The 16,091-nt window shown below is 37.8% G+C and carries 18 protein-coding genes and 1 pseudogene; 2 read left to right on the top strand and 17 right to left on the bottom strand.

The window, feature by feature from the left end; all coding sequences use genetic code 11:
- Positions 1-339: 339 nt before the first annotated feature.
- The 5 genes from AC4HAF_RS06495 to AC4HAF_RS06475 form a co-directional block, all read right to left on the bottom strand.
- On the bottom strand, positions 340-1,146 hold the full coding sequence (locus AC4HAF_RS06495; RefSeq protein ID WP_491097132.1) for a Fic family protein: 807 nt from the start codon (positions 1,144-1,146) through the stop codon (positions 340-342).
- A 107-nt stretch (positions 1,147-1,253) separates the two neighbouring features.
- Entirely contained in the window at positions 1,254-1,445 is a 192-nt protein-coding gene (locus AC4HAF_RS06490) for a hypothetical protein (RefSeq protein WP_491091218.1), read from the bottom strand.
- Positions 1,442-2,449 carry a hypothetical protein gene (locus AC4HAF_RS06485; protein WP_491097131.1) on the bottom strand — a complete coding sequence of 336 codons (1,008 nt, stop codon included), beginning with the start codon at positions 2,447-2,449 and terminating at the stop codon, positions 1,442-1,444. The genes AC4HAF_RS06490 and AC4HAF_RS06485 overlap by 4 nt, the downstream gene beginning before the upstream one ends.
- Positions 2,450-2,501: 52 nt before the next feature.
- Positions 2,502-3,167, bottom strand: a complete 666-nt coding sequence (locus AC4HAF_RS06480; RefSeq protein WP_491097130.1) for a hypothetical protein — start codon at positions 3,165-3,167, stop codon at positions 2,502-2,504.
- A gap of 441 nt (positions 3,168-3,608) precedes the next feature.
- Positions 3,609-4,022, bottom strand: coding sequence for an Ohr family peroxiredoxin (locus AC4HAF_RS06475; protein WP_491091221.1), 414 nt, complete (start codon positions 4,020-4,022; stop codon positions 3,609-3,611).
- 150 nt (positions 4,023-4,172) lie between these two features.
- Here AC4HAF_RS06475 and AC4HAF_RS06470 point away from each other — a divergent pair, with 150 nt between their 5' ends.
- Complete coding sequence (locus AC4HAF_RS06470; RefSeq protein WP_491097129.1) at positions 4,173-4,619, top strand: MarR family winged helix-turn-helix transcriptional regulator; 447 nt, start codon at positions 4,173-4,175, stop codon at positions 4,617-4,619.
- Between the two features lie 57 nt (positions 4,620-4,676).
- On the opposite strand, the pseudogene AC4HAF_RS06465 reads toward AC4HAF_RS06470, so the two are convergent.
- Positions 4,677-5,546, bottom strand: a pseudogene (locus AC4HAF_RS06465) (NAD(P)H-dependent flavin oxidoreductase); the annotation flags it as partial.
- A gap of 249 nt (positions 5,547-5,795) precedes the next feature.
- Here AC4HAF_RS06465 and AC4HAF_RS06460 point away from each other — a divergent pair.
- Positions 5,796-6,377 carry a TetR/AcrR family transcriptional regulator gene (locus tag AC4HAF_RS06460; RefSeq protein WP_491097128.1) on the top strand — a complete coding sequence of 194 codons (582 nt, stop codon included), beginning with the start codon at positions 5,796-5,798 and terminating at the stop codon, positions 6,375-6,377.
- A gap of 58 nt (positions 6,378-6,435) precedes the next feature.
- Here the strand turns inward: AC4HAF_RS06460 and AC4HAF_RS06455 are convergent, their stop codons facing one another.
- The 11 genes from AC4HAF_RS06455 to AC4HAF_RS06405 form a co-directional block, all read right to left on the bottom strand.
- Positions 6,436-7,440 carry a DUF6568 family protein gene (locus AC4HAF_RS06455; RefSeq protein WP_491097127.1) on the bottom strand — a complete coding sequence of 335 codons (1,005 nt, stop codon included), beginning with the start codon at positions 7,438-7,440 and terminating at the stop codon, positions 6,436-6,438.
- A gap of 410 nt (positions 7,441-7,850) precedes the next feature.
- Positions 7,851-8,087 (bottom strand): hypothetical protein, encoded by a 237-nt coding sequence (locus AC4HAF_RS06450; RefSeq protein ID WP_491097126.1) that lies wholly within the window; start codon positions 8,085-8,087, stop codon positions 7,851-7,853.
- A gap of 1,246 nt (positions 8,088-9,333) precedes the next feature.
- A complete protein-coding gene (locus tag AC4HAF_RS06445) occupies positions 9,334-9,549 on the bottom strand; it encodes a Blp family class II bacteriocin (RefSeq protein WP_491097125.1) in 216 nt (71 codons plus the stop codon).
- A 516-nt stretch (positions 9,550-10,065) separates the two neighbouring features.
- A complete protein-coding gene (locus AC4HAF_RS06440; protein ID WP_491097124.1) occupies positions 10,066-10,815 on the bottom strand; it encodes a sensor histidine kinase in 750 nt (249 codons plus the stop codon).
- Positions 10,816-11,437: 622 nt separating this feature from the next.
- On the bottom strand, positions 11,438-12,181 hold the full coding sequence (locus AC4HAF_RS06435) for a response regulator transcription factor (RefSeq protein ID WP_491097123.1): 744 nt from the start codon (positions 12,179-12,181) through the stop codon (positions 11,438-11,440).
- 256 nt (positions 12,182-12,437) lie between these two features.
- The gene (locus AC4HAF_RS06430; protein ID WP_491097133.1) at positions 12,438-12,935 is read right to left on the bottom strand and encodes a YkgJ family cysteine cluster protein; all 498 of its coding nucleotides are present in this window, start codon (positions 12,933-12,935) and stop codon (positions 12,438-12,440) included.
- Positions 12,936-13,425: 490 nt separating this feature from the next.
- A complete protein-coding gene (locus AC4HAF_RS06425) occupies positions 13,426-13,830 on the bottom strand; it encodes a hypothetical protein (RefSeq protein ID WP_491097122.1) in 405 nt (134 codons plus the stop codon).
- Positions 13,831-13,887: 57 nt separating this feature from the next.
- Positions 13,888-14,103, bottom strand: a complete 216-nt coding sequence (locus AC4HAF_RS06420) for a Blp family class II bacteriocin (protein WP_491091581.1) — start codon at positions 14,101-14,103, stop codon at positions 13,888-13,890.
- Between the two features lie 7 nt (positions 14,104-14,110).
- Positions 14,111-14,311: a Blp family class II bacteriocin gene (locus AC4HAF_RS06415; RefSeq protein WP_491091230.1), complete on the bottom strand. Its 201-nt coding sequence runs from the start codon at positions 14,309-14,311 to the stop codon at positions 14,111-14,113.
- 304 nt (positions 14,312-14,615) lie between these two features.
- Positions 14,616-15,599 carry a tagatose-bisphosphate aldolase gene (lacD, locus tag AC4HAF_RS06410; RefSeq protein ID WP_491097121.1) on the bottom strand — a complete coding sequence of 328 codons (984 nt, stop codon included), beginning with the start codon at positions 15,597-15,599 and terminating at the stop codon, positions 14,616-14,618.
- Positions 15,600-15,640: 41 nt separating this feature from the next.
- Positions 15,641-16,087: a PTS sugar transporter subunit IIA gene (locus AC4HAF_RS06405; RefSeq protein WP_491091232.1), complete on the bottom strand. Its 447-nt coding sequence runs from the start codon at positions 16,085-16,087 to the stop codon at positions 15,641-15,643.
- Positions 16,088-16,091: the final 4 nt, after the last annotated feature.

Raw genomic sequence — 16,091 nt, 5'->3', positions numbered from 1 at the left:
AGGAAAGCCTTTTTATTTTGGTCAAATTCAAGTAAATGCCTTAGTTATTGTCACCTCAGGACATACTTTCTGGAGAATTTTAAAAAAAGACAAACCTCCAAAAAGAAGTTTGTCTTCGGTCTGAGACCCTCATTGAGGGTCTTTTTCTTTACTTGAGTATCTGAAAAACAGCCCCTAATTTTGGGCTGCTTTAACTAGTTTATGATTATCTCCCAATATCTATTTTTCCAGTAATCATAGTTTCATGCAATAGAACTACCTTCATTGAAATGCTGGTGGTTCTGCTGCTTCCGACTTTTCATATTTCTTATTCTTGTGAAAATATTGAATTAGAGAGGTTTACAAGAGCAGATGTTTTTTAGGCCTTTGTGCGATTAGTTTTATGACATTGATTTTTTCCAAGTGGTCGATTTCTCTTTTGATAGCAAGTTTGGCAAAGTCATGTGAGAGGAGTTCTATGATGTCATTGTCTGAAAGGCCTTCATTTGGATCATCCACAAAGACCTTGGATTGGAGTAAGAGATAGAGGATCCGCTTTTGGAGCTCAGTGTAATCAGAATGATCCAGATCGTGAGAATAGTCGTCTAAGATAGCTTTCTTTTCTTCTAGCGTATTGATAATGTCCTGCTGACCATTTTTGAGGATTTCCATTAGGGATTGGACAAAGAAAGTTCCTTCTCCCTTGTTGTCTGCTTCCCCGGTGATGTTAAAGGCTTCGTAGTATTTCCTCTTTTCCTGATTAATTCTTTGAGAGATGACCAGACCCGAGTAGATATCAAGTTTGCGGGCTAAATATCTTGCTAGGATATATCTGCCTGTTCTGCCATTGCCATCATAGAAGGGATGGACATTTTCAAAGAAATAGTGAGCCAGAAAAGACTTAATCAGCACCGGCACCGTCTTATCATTGATAAAGCCAATCCATGATTGCAGCATGGCAAAGATTTGTTTTTCAGATATGGGCGGGACGTGCTCGGTCTTATTATTAACAGCATCAATGATTGATACCAGATTATCCCTGAAAAGCTCACCATCCAGCATATCTTCGCTATCTATTTCACCATCAGTTAACTGATCATAGATAGTTCTGATGGACTGAAGGTTATCAATTTTGAGAAAGTCATTCTTTCGAATATCATTGTACATGCGTACAGTAGATTGGAGTCTGACTTTTCTTTTGTCTGTCCAAGGATCTGTGAGCTATTGATACTTCCTTTCTAGGGTGCAAGGGTTAAAAAAAGGGGGTGCATTGTTTAACTTTTATCTTTACCACCAAAAGCATTGTTTAATATGACAGGAATGGCAGTAACAGCAACTCCACCAATTACTTTTCCAAACTTTTTAAGACCGTCAATATTCTTGTTTCTGCATGATTCACATTTCTTATATCTATAATCTATCGGTAGTTTTCTGCCACATTTTTTACAAGTATTACTGTTTGTCATATTAATTCCTCAGTTTCTATTTTACTTAAATTATTATTCGGTAAATTCAGAATAGAACTCTTAATTTTGGGCAGTTCTTCAGTCCAATAATTCGTTGGAGATGGATCAAGCAAGTCTAATCTTTCTATTAAATGAGGTGTAGTTAAATAAGTCACATTAAGAAAATGGGCAAAGTACTCAAGACTTTTTTGAGCGGCCTTTTCCTCACCCAATTCATTATAAGCCATAGCAGCTGATAGTGAAACTAAGTTAACTGCTGATAGGCCATCTCTTATCTCATTAATTCTGGTATCGATTTTCTTTTGTTTTTCTCCTTTAATAAATTTCCCAAGTGTATCTTCGGGCTGTTCTTGTATAAAGGCAACATTCGATTTCTGGCTAAGCATCAAGAGATTTCGACTATCCTCAGCATCCGATATTACTTGAAGCAACATGGACGTCCTTAGCTGCGGATTTACAATTTCTCTAGCCTGTAATAATTTTTGTTGACAACTATATGCTATGGCTAGTCTATCAGACTCTTGTCCTTTTCTAACATCTTCAATTGCAAGCTGTATATTTTCAATCTGCTCTGCAATTTGAGCCATTTGAAGTTGAGAGGCATAGTTTGTAGTTGCTTGAGTTATCTCTGGCGAGAGTTTGACAGATTTCAAAGGGACTATGGCAGCAATTTTACCAGTTTCTGTATTCAACAAAGTTGCCATTAATGAACCATCTTTCTTGGTCATTAATTTTAAAGCCCCTTTTGCTATCGCTTCTTTTTGTTCCCTGGATAATACAGCTTGTAACGTTTCTTCAGGGATAGTGGCTTTAACTACGTTAATAAATGATGGCGCAGTGTAAAGTAAATTCTCTACTTTAGAAAAAATAATATCGGCATTACGTAATAATGGTTTGGCAATTTCAGGGAGTTTGCTAATAACTCCTTTAGGTCTAGTCTCATAACCTTCGATATCGATAATCTCATAATCATCTGGTCCAAAATATAGGATCCCTTCATCCATTTTTTATTACCTCTCGTATTTTTCATTAAGCAACTAAGTAGCAAGGAGTTGTTTAATTTTTTAAATAGGTGATGTTCACGACACTACCACTTCTGAAAATTTGATCTTTATAAAATTCTGAAACACCATCTATCCTTACCTCGGTCACAGTACCGTTTTTAGATAACAACCTAAAAAACCCCTTCTCTTTGGGCGTTGTATGAACCATTATGTAGCCACTACTAACAAACAAATGTTCCACATCATTAACGTTTTGTCCGATTAAATCTACTGATGACAAGGGAGCAGCTACCTCATAGTTATAAGTGATTTCTCTTATTCTACTAGCAACTTTATCCAAAAATACTTTTGGAATCGTAGAATCATCATTTTCTTTATATCCTATAAAATATTTACCTGAAAGACTACCATAATCATAAAAATCTGCACTAAATTCCCAAGTTGAAATTCCACTACTTGATTTCACCTCGCATCTCACATGTAAACCATCAGTTGAAATTATCTTTAATCTTTTAATTTCCCTTGCGGATTTTCTACAAAAAGTCTCGAAAACCTCTTCGGATAGGCCTGCTGACCATACAATTGGAATTTCCCTTCTTCTTCGATCAGCTTCAGCAGATGCTTTATAACTTTTATAATTTGCCCAACCGAGCAGACCTAGTAGAGCACCAACACCTAAAAGTGTTCCCCAGCCAAAATCATCGTCATATTTTCCCATAGTTTTTTATGCCTTTGATTGTATTCATTCTAATTATATTATACCACGTAAACTTTGTTATTAAATACCTAATCAAGATTTGTCCTCAAAATTGAATCAAAAACTCTAACTTAGCTATTTCAGTAATATTTTTTAACGATTTAATACTATTAAAACGATTTCTAAAAACCAATCAAACTATAAAACCACTCAATAAGAACCAGTCTAGTCTAATTTGTTTCTAAATATCAACATAGACAAATATCCCTTGAAACCAAGTGATTTCAAGGGATATTAATTTTTAATTTGTATCAATTTCAAAAAGTAGGAATTTGTAAGACATGGTAAGAATATCCTTTCTAGGGGACATCATTTTACCACCTAAATTTACTCCATTATATCATAAAAACGTAAAGATATCCGTTTTATACTTTTACGTTTTTGAACGTTAGCGATAATTTCTCAGACTGCTTTGACCGTCACTTCAATATTCCCCGAAACTGCCCGAGAATATGGGCAAACCTTATGCGCTTCTTCTAATAAGGCTTGCGCTTGATCAAGTGGTAAACCGTCAATATGACCTTCAATATCGACACCAAGAACCACGTCCGGTACTGGTCCAGTACTGACGTTATACATAGAAACAGTCGCAGAAACTGTGGCCTTATTTGTCAATTGTTGACTAGATAAGACATAGCTGAGGGCGCTGTTAAAACAACTGCTAAATCCTGCCGCAAACAATTGTTCTGGGTTAGTTGCACCTGCTACTTTTTGTCCAGGCTGCACAATTTGAAATTGAATGGAGTTATCTGGTGCGTGAACTTCACCTGTACGTCCACCGGTGTTAATCATTTTTGTTGAAAATATTTTTTTCATATGGGCTTCCTACTTTCTTAGATAAGTTATTTTCGCGCAATTTAATCGTTCGCGATTAATTAATAGTGTAACGCTTTACCATTCTAATTGTCAAGCATTATTGTTTGTGATATGCTATATAATATCGCACACGATAGAAATGGAGAACACATGTCTGAATCATCAAACCTATCTCATCAACTCTGCTATTCTTTTTACCATATCAATCGCTTTTTTCATCAATTTTACAAAAAAGCTTTAGCTAGTTTCAATCTAACCTATACCCAATACTTGGTTCTCGTGGTTCTATGGGAAAAGAATGGTCAAAATCTCCAATCCCTGGGGCAACAGTTGAATCTAGCAAGTAATACATTGACACCATTACTGAAACGCTTAGAAGATGGTGGCTGGATTCTTCGTCTGCGTCCTGATAAGGACAAGCGTCAACTTATAGTACAACTAACTGAAAAAGCCTGGTCCCACCACCCTATCATTACAGAACAATTATCAAAATGTTTTGCTCAAATCTCTGACTTGACACCAGAAATCGCACAAAATCTATTAGATGCGCACCAAGGACTAATTTCTATTTTAGAAAAGCATCAGAATAGCGTCTAGATTTCAACAATAGTCTACACAAATAGAAGATTCCTTTTCGGGAATCTTCTATTCTTTTTATAAGAATTTACCAATATTCTTGACTAAGCGATCCATAATCACTTGAACAGGTTCGACTTTTTCAATAAAGGAAATTCCAAGTCCGAATGAGGCATAGCCTTTGCTGAGATCTCCAAAGAGCATGCCGTCACGCATACCGTCATAAGCATGCTGAGCCTCGTAAATTTCTTCTTCTGTAGCACCGGCCTTGCTCATTTCTAGTAACTTCTCAGGAAGTTCTCCCCGTAATGAACGATAGAAAGATGGAACCGTACGATACATCAGCAAATCTGTAGCATCTGATTCAAGAGCCATTTCTTTAATATTTCCTGCTAAAACGGATTCCTCTGCCATCATAAAGGCTGTCCCAACAAAGAGCCCTTCTGCTCCCAGCACAAATGCAGCTTCTGCTGTTCTCTCGTCAGCAATCCCTCCAGCTGCCATGACTGGAACACGGCCTTTGGCTGCATCAACAATCAAGGGAACAATTGAAAATGTACCAATCACATTATTAGGAACTGTTCCGCCTTCGTCAAAGCCAGTTGCCACGATAATATCAGCACCGCCTTCAACAGCTTCTTCCGTGTTTTCAACGGTTGGTGTATGCGCTCTAAAAACGACTTTAATATTATTATCATGGTATTGTTTTGTCCAATAAGGTGAAAAATCTCCAACCATTATGGCTGCTTGCACACCTTCTTCTACCATCAAATCAAGCATAGCTCTTCCGAACATATCCTCTTCACCTTCAACTGTTGGTGATACATTCAGCCCTAATGGTTTATCAGTTAATTCGCGGGCGATACGAATTTCCCGACGCATATTTTCAACAGTTTCGTCAACTGTGTAGACAGCTTCCTTCTGTCCTGCGTTAAAGCCAAGGACGCCTAGACCCCCAGCTTAGCTTACTGCAGCAGCATATTTCCCATCCGTCAGCCAGTTTAGCGGACCTTGGATGACAGGATTTTTGATACCTAAGATTTCAGAAACACGATTCATTTGTCATTACCTCTTTGTGATTTATTTTACAGCTTTATTGTAAGGGTTTTCTTTTGTCCAATCAATAGTCAAATGAGGTATAAATGTCCTATAAGTTGCTTTTATATGGTATAATGTCCTATAAGTAAGAGGTGCCCTATGAATAAAAATGACCTGAGATATCTCAAAACAGAAAAAAACCTCAAAAGTGCCTATTTGACACTGATTGAGGAGAAACCTTGCCATGACATCACGGTTAAAGATATCTGCAAACAAGCACAATGCAGCCGCAATACTTTCTATCTGCACTATGAAGTCAAAGAAGATCTTTATCAAACCATTGTGGCAGATATTTTAGACAACCTGGCTGATGCTTTTGAAACGCGTGTCAGTCACATCAGCCAAGTTGATGACAGCGTAAACCGGGCCTATACTAATAGCATCATTGACAGTATTTCTAGAAATAAGAAAGCTATCGGTATTCTGGCTGCACGCGACAAGGGGCTTTTTCTTAAGCAGTTTACTGATACCATTTTTGAAAAGTGTATGCTTGGATCACAAAAACTATCGAAAAAAGGAGACAGTCCTGCTGTCCGTCTCAACAATGCTTATCTGGCTTCTTCCATCGCCGGCTTTATCTTTGAATGGCTTAAACACCCTGACATCAGCAGTACCAAAGCCAAAGAGCTGCTCTTTACAATTCACAGACAGACCATGGAAACTTGTCACAAAGCTTTGTGACAAGTTTTTCTACTGTATGGCCACTGCTGAAGTTGACTTAATCATAACCTTTTACTCTTTAAGCCTTCCATTTTTCTAAAATGCTTGTTAGCCATGATTTTGCTTGTTCAAGCACCTGTTTAAGAAAATGACTACTGTCAAATGTCGTCTCACTACTTACCTGCTTCTCCTTATTCTCTGTTAAAGATTGTTCTGGAACAGTCGTTGGAGCTGGATCTGCATTGGCTGGTTCAGGAGCTATTTTAGGAGGGGCGGTATCTTGTGCAGCCGGTGTTTGTACTTCATCAGCTTGTTCATTACTAACTGCAGGAAAGACTTTATTGTACAGTTCCTGAGCGGTTCCACCGCTGCCTAACTGACCAGAGACAATTTGTCCCTTCTCCAGATGCAGGATAGTCGGTGTTGCATATTCCCCAATCTTTCCTCTCAAAAAATCTTTAGAAGCTGGTGTAAAGTCCGGATTATCGGTATTGAGATAATAGACCTGTCCACCAGTCATTCCATAAAACTCTTTAACAACTGGCGAGAAATCGCGACAATAATGGCAAGTTGGCCGACCAATATAGAGGGTGTAATTACCATCCTGGTCATCAAACATGTCATAGACATCAGCCATGGTGACTTGTTTGAGGTCGGCAACATTTGCCTCGTATTCTTCTATAGATAGGGACTCTTGACCTTCTGTACTCTCACTCTCTTTCGCTGCTGTAGCCGCCTGAGATTCCGTAATAACAGAAGCTTGTTGACTCTGTTGTTCTTCAACCGCCTGATTTGAGGCTTCTTGATCAAAGGAGGTAGGTGTTTGATCCTGATTCTCTGTAACATCCTGAGCTTGTAAAATCTCCTCAGAAGCAGTCAAGTCTTGTTGCTGTTGGTGATTCGTCTCAGCTGGAAGAATCTGCTGCTCCGTAGTTTGTTGATTTTCTTGACTATCGGTTTGCGCAGCGGCTGCAGGTACTTGCCCTTGGTCAACACTTTGACTCACTTCGTCAGCGAAAATCCTACCTCCTGCTAATAACAAAGCTACCGCTGATAATAGCAATAATGATTTATAGTGATTCATAAATAACTTTTCCTTTCATTAGTTTGTGATTTTAAAAATCGGTGGTTATTATCCTGCCTTTGATCTAAAATCACATACTTGTAAAAAGCGGAAGCCTTCCTGTACCCACCTAAAAGTTAGATACAAAAACTAACTTTTAGGGGGTACAATATGACCTCCGTTTATCAAATATAATTATTTTTCTTTCAAAATTGGAATGATAATCATGAGAAGAAAGGTAAAAATTAATACTAATCGACAAAGTGCTCACCCCAAAATAAAACTAAGACTAGGGAAACCTTTAGGAATTTCTTCAATCTTATCTTACCATTTTGATTGACGTTTTTAAAAATTCACAAATATGAAAACAAGGCGCTGTATAACTAAGGAACTGTATCAGTAATTCTTAGAGAAGGCACTTCATTTCTATATTAGTTTTCTAAAAAATAGGATAAAATATTGGCAGCTGTAAATACTGTAAAACCTATAACTGCTAGAATTTTTGAAATAGGCCACAGCACCCAGGCAAGCATAAAGGCAGCCGGCATAAGTACCAGTGCCTGTCGTCTGTGATTTCCTTTTTTCATTTTTAAACTCGATTCATTACATCTATCATCCCAAGCTCCCGTGCCTCCGCCGGCAATTCCAGAAATTATATCTTTATCCATTTGCTTCAAACGGTTTAAATGCTTGTGTTTTCATAATATTTAATTTTAGCTGCTTGGCAAACCGATGATATTATCCTAATTTTCAAACCATGCCCTCCTGTGTCATGACTGGTCCTTATTTTGTCGTGAGCAGTAAAAGAGAGCAGGACAGACAGTCATTATAGCTGTTTGTCCTAGATTCTAAGATATTGAGTAGTGTACAATAACTATTTTTCATCTGTTATTGTACAATACAAACCTACTTTTTCTTCCAAAATTTTACTACTAGACCAGCTAAATACAGTAATATACCAATAATTGCAAACGCTATTTACCATAAATAATTTGAAGTCATTAAAACTGTGGCACCTAGCAACAGGATTATCAACGTACATAGAACGATGGTATTTTCTTAATTGCATAAATACCTTTACTCTATAAATGTTATTATAATCTCAAATAAGTAATAGCTAAATAATATCATGAATAAAACAACAACAAACGAATAGAATTGTTTATCATTGAACCATTTTCTTTTTTTTAAACAAACTGAAATTAATAAAAAGAAGAAAAAGATAATAACTTTAATAATGAGTTCCATAGAAGTTAGTTATAGTCCTAGAAAAAAGATTCTACAATACCTACTGCGCATCCTGCTGCCATGCCAGCAGGTCCGCCCCATGCCCCAAGCAAGCATAAAGGCAGCCGGCATAAGTACCAGTGCTTGTCGTCTGTGATTTCCTTTTTTCATTTTCAAATTCGCTCCATTCTTTAAAGTTAGCTATCATCCCAAACAAGAATAAAGAGTTGCACCAATAGCTACAGCTTGCACTCCGAGATACATTGAAACAACTGGTAGGGCAGATGATGCAAGCGCTCCTGCACTTAAACAGGCGCCCTCCATTTTTCCACCCTTAATAATAGATAGAAAATTGTTTTAATTAAATAGATCTTCCTACAATAACTGCACAAATATTTTAAGAAATTGTATAATTAATTTACCAGCGGTTATGTCAGAAATGACTAGCAATATTACAATATCTATGGCATTACAAAGTTCTTTAGATATGTCTTTTTGTATCATTTATTATCCGAAAAATAAAGCAAAATATTTGCTACCGTAACCAGTATGAATCCTATAATAGCCAAAATTTTCGAAATAGGCCACAGCAGCCAGGCAAGAACAAATGGTAGTGGCAACAAGCCAAGTGAAACTAGTTTATTATTATTTCTCATTTTATTTAATCAAAGTCATTTTTCAGCGATATTAGTGTGTACAATAATGGTAGTTTGCAGCAGTAGCAAAGGCTTGTGCTCCCAAATACATTGCTGCAGCCGGTACAACAGATGAGCCAATCGTTGCAGCCCCGAGTCCTAATGCGGTTGCTGCAGATGCCAAACAAGCTCCCGTGCCTCCGCCAGCAATTTTGGAAAGCAGATCCATGTCCATTGTCTCAAATTGCTCAAATGCTTGTGTATTCATAACAAAACTCCTTTTTCATTTTTGATTTTGTTCCTTGGCCAAGAAACACCTATAGTATAACTTATTTTAATCTGTTTGTGTGGTGATTGTCGTAAATGGTATCAAATAGGTCGTGAATGGTCATTTTATTGAAAAATCAAGAGCTATTTTCCCCATTCACGACATATTTCAGGGCGTTCACGACATTCATTCCAATTCTTGTAATTTTTTTGGTATAGTGAAGGCAGATTTATGAAAGAATGGAAAGGTAAAAAGAATTGGTCCAGCACCCCGACAAATAAAAAATAGAAATATTTACATTCCTTAATCACTATGAAATACTCACTAACTATGAACTCTCTCAAGTAAATGGCGGAAGAGAAGGCAGTATTAGTCTAGGGTTTCTTGATACCACAGCGTTACTGCAAAAGCGATCCAGTGCTAATTATCACAAAGAAAAAGGGAATCGCTAGTTAGGTTTAAATAAAAAATCTGTGAAGACAAACTCCTTCACAGATTTTTTATTCCTTATCATCTTTAACCCATCTCTTCTTCCCATATTTCCAGAGTCTGACGAAAATAATTAGTCCGCCTATGTGTCTTTAAATTAAGGTGGGGAAATTGGGAAATCAGCTGTTTAACATTGGCTAGTCCGGTTCCTCGGTTCTCCCCCTTGCTAGAGCTGCCGAGCTCATATAATTGGTTTAAATTGATCTTTTCAGAATAATCATCTAAGGAATTACCAACAATAAGAACCGTCTTGTTGCCGTCCTTAAAATAGGAAAATTGCAGGAGGTGGTCTTTTGTCCCTTGAGCAGCCTCGATAGCATTATCCATAAGGATAGAGATAATACGGATAAAATCTACTAAAGGCATATTGGGTTTGCCTATAGGGCTAACAATCTCAAGGGTTAGATCGAGACCTTTATAGTGAGCCTGATTGATCTTGGACAGCACTACACTTTTAATGGCTTCATCTTCAATCAAGGAAAGATCTCCTATATCAAACTTTGGCGATTGTACATAGTCAGAAGTCTCACTTAAGATGCCCTCATAGATTTGCCGGATACTCTCTAAGTCTCCTTGGTTAATGCTATATTGCAAACTGGCCAGAATGTTTGTATAGTCATGCCGAAAGGCACGCAAATCATTGTACAGGGACTCAATCTGGTGGGTATAAGCTATTAAATTGTTATATTGCTCTTCTTCTTTTTGAAGGAGTTCTTCTTCCAGTCCCTCATTTACCCTTTGGTTCAGTCTGACAACAAAGAATATCAAAGTAAACATAGCGATTAAAGAAATATACTGCCGAATAGTCAGTTCAGTATTTTTACTTATTACGCCAAAAAAATTGAATAATATATAGCTTAACCATTGCGTACTGTAATAAATCAATAACAAGACTGAGGTGGCTCGGAATATCTTTAATACATTATTATAAGCTGATAATTTTTGAAATTTTACAAAATCTACTTTTAAAATTCTTATAAACAATTCATTCGTTGCCACTGCTAACAGGCATTGGACTAATATCAATACCGGTGACGCAATGACATCTGCTCCCGTTATTTTGGTGACACTTGGATATATCTGACTAATGACGTTCAAGGAATAAAAGCGAGCCGTAAGTTCATATATTCCTCTAGAGTAAAGCACAATAAAAATTTTCACCCAACGTATTTCGTAGTGCTGACGGCTTCTTGAGTATAGCCAATATAAAAGAGAGAGATCAAAAAAATAATCTAAATAATAAACATTGGATAAGGGGACATATAAGAGCAAACTAATCAGAAAAAAGACAATTAAGTCTTTTTTTCAATAGCTTATTTTGGTATTTCTTTTCAGAATGAATAAACTGGTCAGCAATACAACTATTCTTGAAATATACAAGGAGATCACTACCGCCATATCACTTTACCCCACCCTTTTGGTTAGACATCAGCTGAGTGATTTTTTTGAGGTTCTTTTTACTAACACTGCATTTCTCACCATTAGGAAAATAAACAAGGCCTTTCGTTTTATCCACATGAGTCATATTTTGAGGATTTAACGCAAAAGAACGATGACACCTGACCAGAGCTGTTTTTTCAGCAATCTCTGCAATCGTACCATAAAATTCCATATAGTCGTATTTACCATGAAGGATAAGCTTATGGACTGTTTCTGAAGTTTCAATAAAGTAAATTTCATCATAAGACAGCCGAATACGGCTGAAACGATTTTCAAAAATAAAGAGACCTTCCTTTTTAGTACTAAAGTTGCTCTTAGCATAATTGAGGGTATCAAAAATCTTTTGCTTGTACAATTCTTCATTAACATTCTTATCAATAAAGTCCAAGGCCGAAACCTGATACTGAAAAGTCAGAGGCATATACTCCGAGTGTGTCGTTACAAAAACAATAACAGCCGATTGGTCCATCTCACGAATAGCCTTAGCAACCTCTAATCCCTTCTTGGTCTCCTCTTTAATCTCAATATCTGGAAAAAAGACCTGATTGCTGCCCTTAACAGAGATAGCCTCTAATAGCTGTTCGGACTTCCCATGCACCTTCAGCCGATAGGGAGTGTCTGTTTCATGACCATAACTTTTGATAACAGATTCAAGGCGGCTTTGCTGCTGAAAATCATCTTCTAATATATATATGGAGAGCATTGCGAGTCCTCCTTTATTACTATTGGATTGCAGATAAATAAACTGACTAATATTCTTATGCTAACAGATGAAAATGTCAAGCAAGTAGATAAGGAGTAACATTCCTATTACATACAACATCATCCAAAAATTTTTCTTACACTCAGAAAATCACACATAACTCTCAAACCATAACCAAACAAGACAGTGGTTACCGATGATAATACCGCTCCAAGCTAGAATTGAAGAAATCAGCTAGCTCTTTTCCCAAACAGCCTTATAGCCTCTCTTTCAGCTTTTCCACAAAAAGATAGGCAGCTGGGCAGGTTAAGGTATTTTTTAGGGTCAGGTGATTAATCTGGTAAATCTTTTTACGGTCTGTATGCGGAAATTCGCGGCAGGCTTTAGGGCGCATGTCATAAATAGAACAGAGATTGTCATCACCTAAGAAGGGACAGGGCATACTTTTGAAAACCTTATCGCCATCTTCATCCACGCGCAGATACAAATCTTCAAAAACCGGAAGTCTCATGCGAAAGTGCTTGGCAATTCTGGTGATGTCAGCTTCTGTGAATAGCGGCCCCAAAGTTCTGCAGCAATTGGCACAGGCTGTACAGTCAATTTCCTCAAATACTTGGCTGTGCACTTCCTGAACAATTCTGTCTAAATTTTTCGGGGCTTTTTTCTTCAATGTCGCCAAAAAGAGACGGTGCTCCTTTTGCTTTTGCAGGGCTAATTCATGGTATTTGTCAATATCAAGGTTTGTCTGAGGCATATCGTTGCTTTCTAAAAATGTTATCAATAACATTATAACATAGAAAAAACACCTCAATCTTTAGCTTTTCTGTCTGACTTCTAAGACAAGGTTACTAAAATACCTGCCACATAAATTTACTTCTGTACTTTATTTTCTAAAATCTTTTTCTTTCTTCTCTTAAATTCTTTATACAGATCTGTACTATTTCCATAGAAGATTAGCAAGACAGTGTCTATAAGTAACCAATAAACCTTATTGACATCATTACCCGTATTATTTAATATTTTGAAAATCAAAACTATAAGAGCAATTGCCAAAGCCATTAATACAGCTACAATTGCTGGAGTGTATTAAAAATTAATAAGGGCTCAGCTCTCATTTCCAGTTGCCTTTTTACCAAATAGGCTGACAAACCAGACAAAGCCACTGTATTCATTCAGAAACTGCGAACAACCAATATTAAGAGCCAATCCTCTATCACCTGTATAAGTAAAATTAAACGAGCAATCTAGTGTTTTTTATGTAATTTGATAAATCTTATCAAATTCCAAATGATAGTAATAATTAAAATGATTAGAACAATAATTAAGGCCGCTCGTTGAGCTTCATCACCAGTGGTAACTGCTACATATAAAAGAAGAAAAAAAGTCAAAAATGCAACTATGAGTATACCAATCTGAGTTTGGTACTGTGTAAAGCTTTGTTCTTCTATAGGACGCCTTTTTATCTCTTTATAAGCAACATAGGTTACCACGAAAGATAATCCAGACAAAACACCTAGCGGCAGCCAGAGCCATATAGCATTATTATTATCTACAGCATAGATACAAAGATGAGCATTTAAAAGCCCCATGAGGCTAGCTCCCAGTCTGATGAACCGTAAAGTAGTAGAACTTAATTTTTTCATATACATTATTATGCTTCTAGTAACTACAAATAAGCAAAGTTTAGTAACTCCGTGTACACATAATTAATGAGGAAATACTATATTCATACCTGCACCAACCGCTCCACAAACTGCGAGATGGGCGGGAACAATAATACCATTAGTCGCACAAGCAGTTACACCCTGAGCAGCACCAGCAACACCGGAAAGAAATAAATCTCCATTTCTCTTACTGCCCCCAAAAATTTCTGATAATTCATTGTCATTTAAATTTCTGTAATTATTCATATACACCTCTATTTCTTTCTTATTTTCTAAGCAATCCCCAAGTGCCTACGCAATATGGAGTAATAAGAGTTGCACCTGCCAGTCCTCCAACAGCTGCTGAAGCAGTGGCACATATTCCAATTGCTGAAACTGCTTCTCCACCCAATACCTTCCCGCCTTCAACAGCAGCGAGTGCTTGGCTATCCATTGCTTCAAATTGTTCAAATATCATTGTATTCATACCAAAACTCCTTTTTCATTTTTTGATCTTATCCCTTGGCCATGAAACACTCATAGTATAACTTATTTTGATCCGTTTGTGTGGTGATTGTCGTAAATGGTATCAAATAGGTCGTGAATGGTCATTTTATTGAAAAATCAAGAACTATTTTCCCCATTCACGACATATTTAAGGGCGTTCACGACACTTGCCCCTAGCTCTTGCGAATTTTTTGCACAGTAAATACATAAGCAGCCATCAAAAAAGAGAAACCTAGGTTTGAGTTTCTCTTCTTGACTATCAGTAATTAGTAATTGACCGGAACTCAACGAACTTTAGCTTCCCAGGGAGAGGCCGTCTCTTCAAGTACCTTGTTGAGTTCGTCAATATTTCTGAATCCTTCTGTCCGCAGCCAATCTCTGGCTGCTGCTTCTCCTTTTTCAATATAAACCGGCACACAGCCTGACCAAGTCGCCCGGCCGCAGAGAACACCGTTGAATTGGGCACCAGCTTCGTGAGCAAATACCAAGGTTTCTTGAAACAGCCGAGCACTGACCCCTGCACTTAAGTAAATATAAGGTAGATCAGTGGCATCCTCTTGTTCCTGAAAGGCTTGAGCAGCTTCAGCTTTTGTGAAAAGAACTTCACCATCAGCATAGCCTTCCACAAAATGCATATCCACCGGCACTTCTACTTTCAAAACATCTACTCTAAACCGAGGGTCAGAAAAGACTGTCATAGCACCGTTTACCTTGTAAGGTTTTACTTTGGCAAAATCAGCACTGCTCTTGTCTTCAATACCTTCATCATAAGTCAGAATTTCAAGGAAGAAAGGAAGATCTTCTGCCTGGCACTCAGCCCCTATACGTTCGATATAGGCCTGCTTTTGCTGATTGACGTCGGAATTCCCATCAACATCATAATAAAGCAGAAATTTAACCGCATCAGCCCCCTGCTCTTTCAAACGTTTGACTGACCATTCCGGCAGGCAATCAGGCAGACGGCTGGTGGTTGTCGTGTCATAGCCTGTTTTTTCGTAAGCCATCAAGAGTCCTGACTGCTCATCCTTGACTTTGGCAGCAGGAAGACCGTATTCTGGATCCAGTAAGATAGATGAGGCGTATTTTGTCAGTTCCTCAGACACCAAAGCTTTCAGACGCACCATCTGTTCGCTCACCGGGGTGCTGTCTTGATAACGTGCCATCATTTTGCGAAGAGCGCCACGCTGATCAAATGCCAATGCGGAAATAATCCCCTTTCGGCTTATCTTTTCCAGACAAGCTCTTTTGTTAGGCGTTAATGTTAACATAGTACTTTTTTCATCCTACTTTCTATTAAAAACATATTGAATCAGACCCCCAATTGATCTTCGAGCAGCTCTTTTAACTCACTGGATGTCTGAGCAGCTTCAAAAGCTTTTTTGAAATCATCCCTCATCAGCAAACGCGCCAGCTGAGATAGTAATTTTAAGTGGGTTGTGCCGGCTTCGTTCTCCGGAATAAAGAGGGCAACAATATATTGAGCCGGTTTTCCGTCCATTGATTCCCAATCAATCCCTGCTGCCAGTTTTAAGATGGCAACGCCAGGCTTAGTGATAGTACTTGATTTTGCATGAGGAATAGCAAAGCCGTCCATCATTCCTGTCGTTCCTTCTGCTTCTCTGCCTTTTAACGCTTTTAAAACGTCGTCAGCTTCTTTCGCATAGCCTTCTTTAACGACCAGCTCAGACAGATAACGAAAAACGCCTTCTTGACTTTCCAAAGTCAAAGCGATTTTAATTAGCGATTCATCAATCATACTG

The sequence above is a fragment of the Streptococcus sp. ELY_90 genome (genome assembly GCF_058314475.1).
The sequence above is the reverse complement of the archived record's forward strand: the minus strand, read 5'-3'. Positions and strand labels throughout refer to the sequence as shown.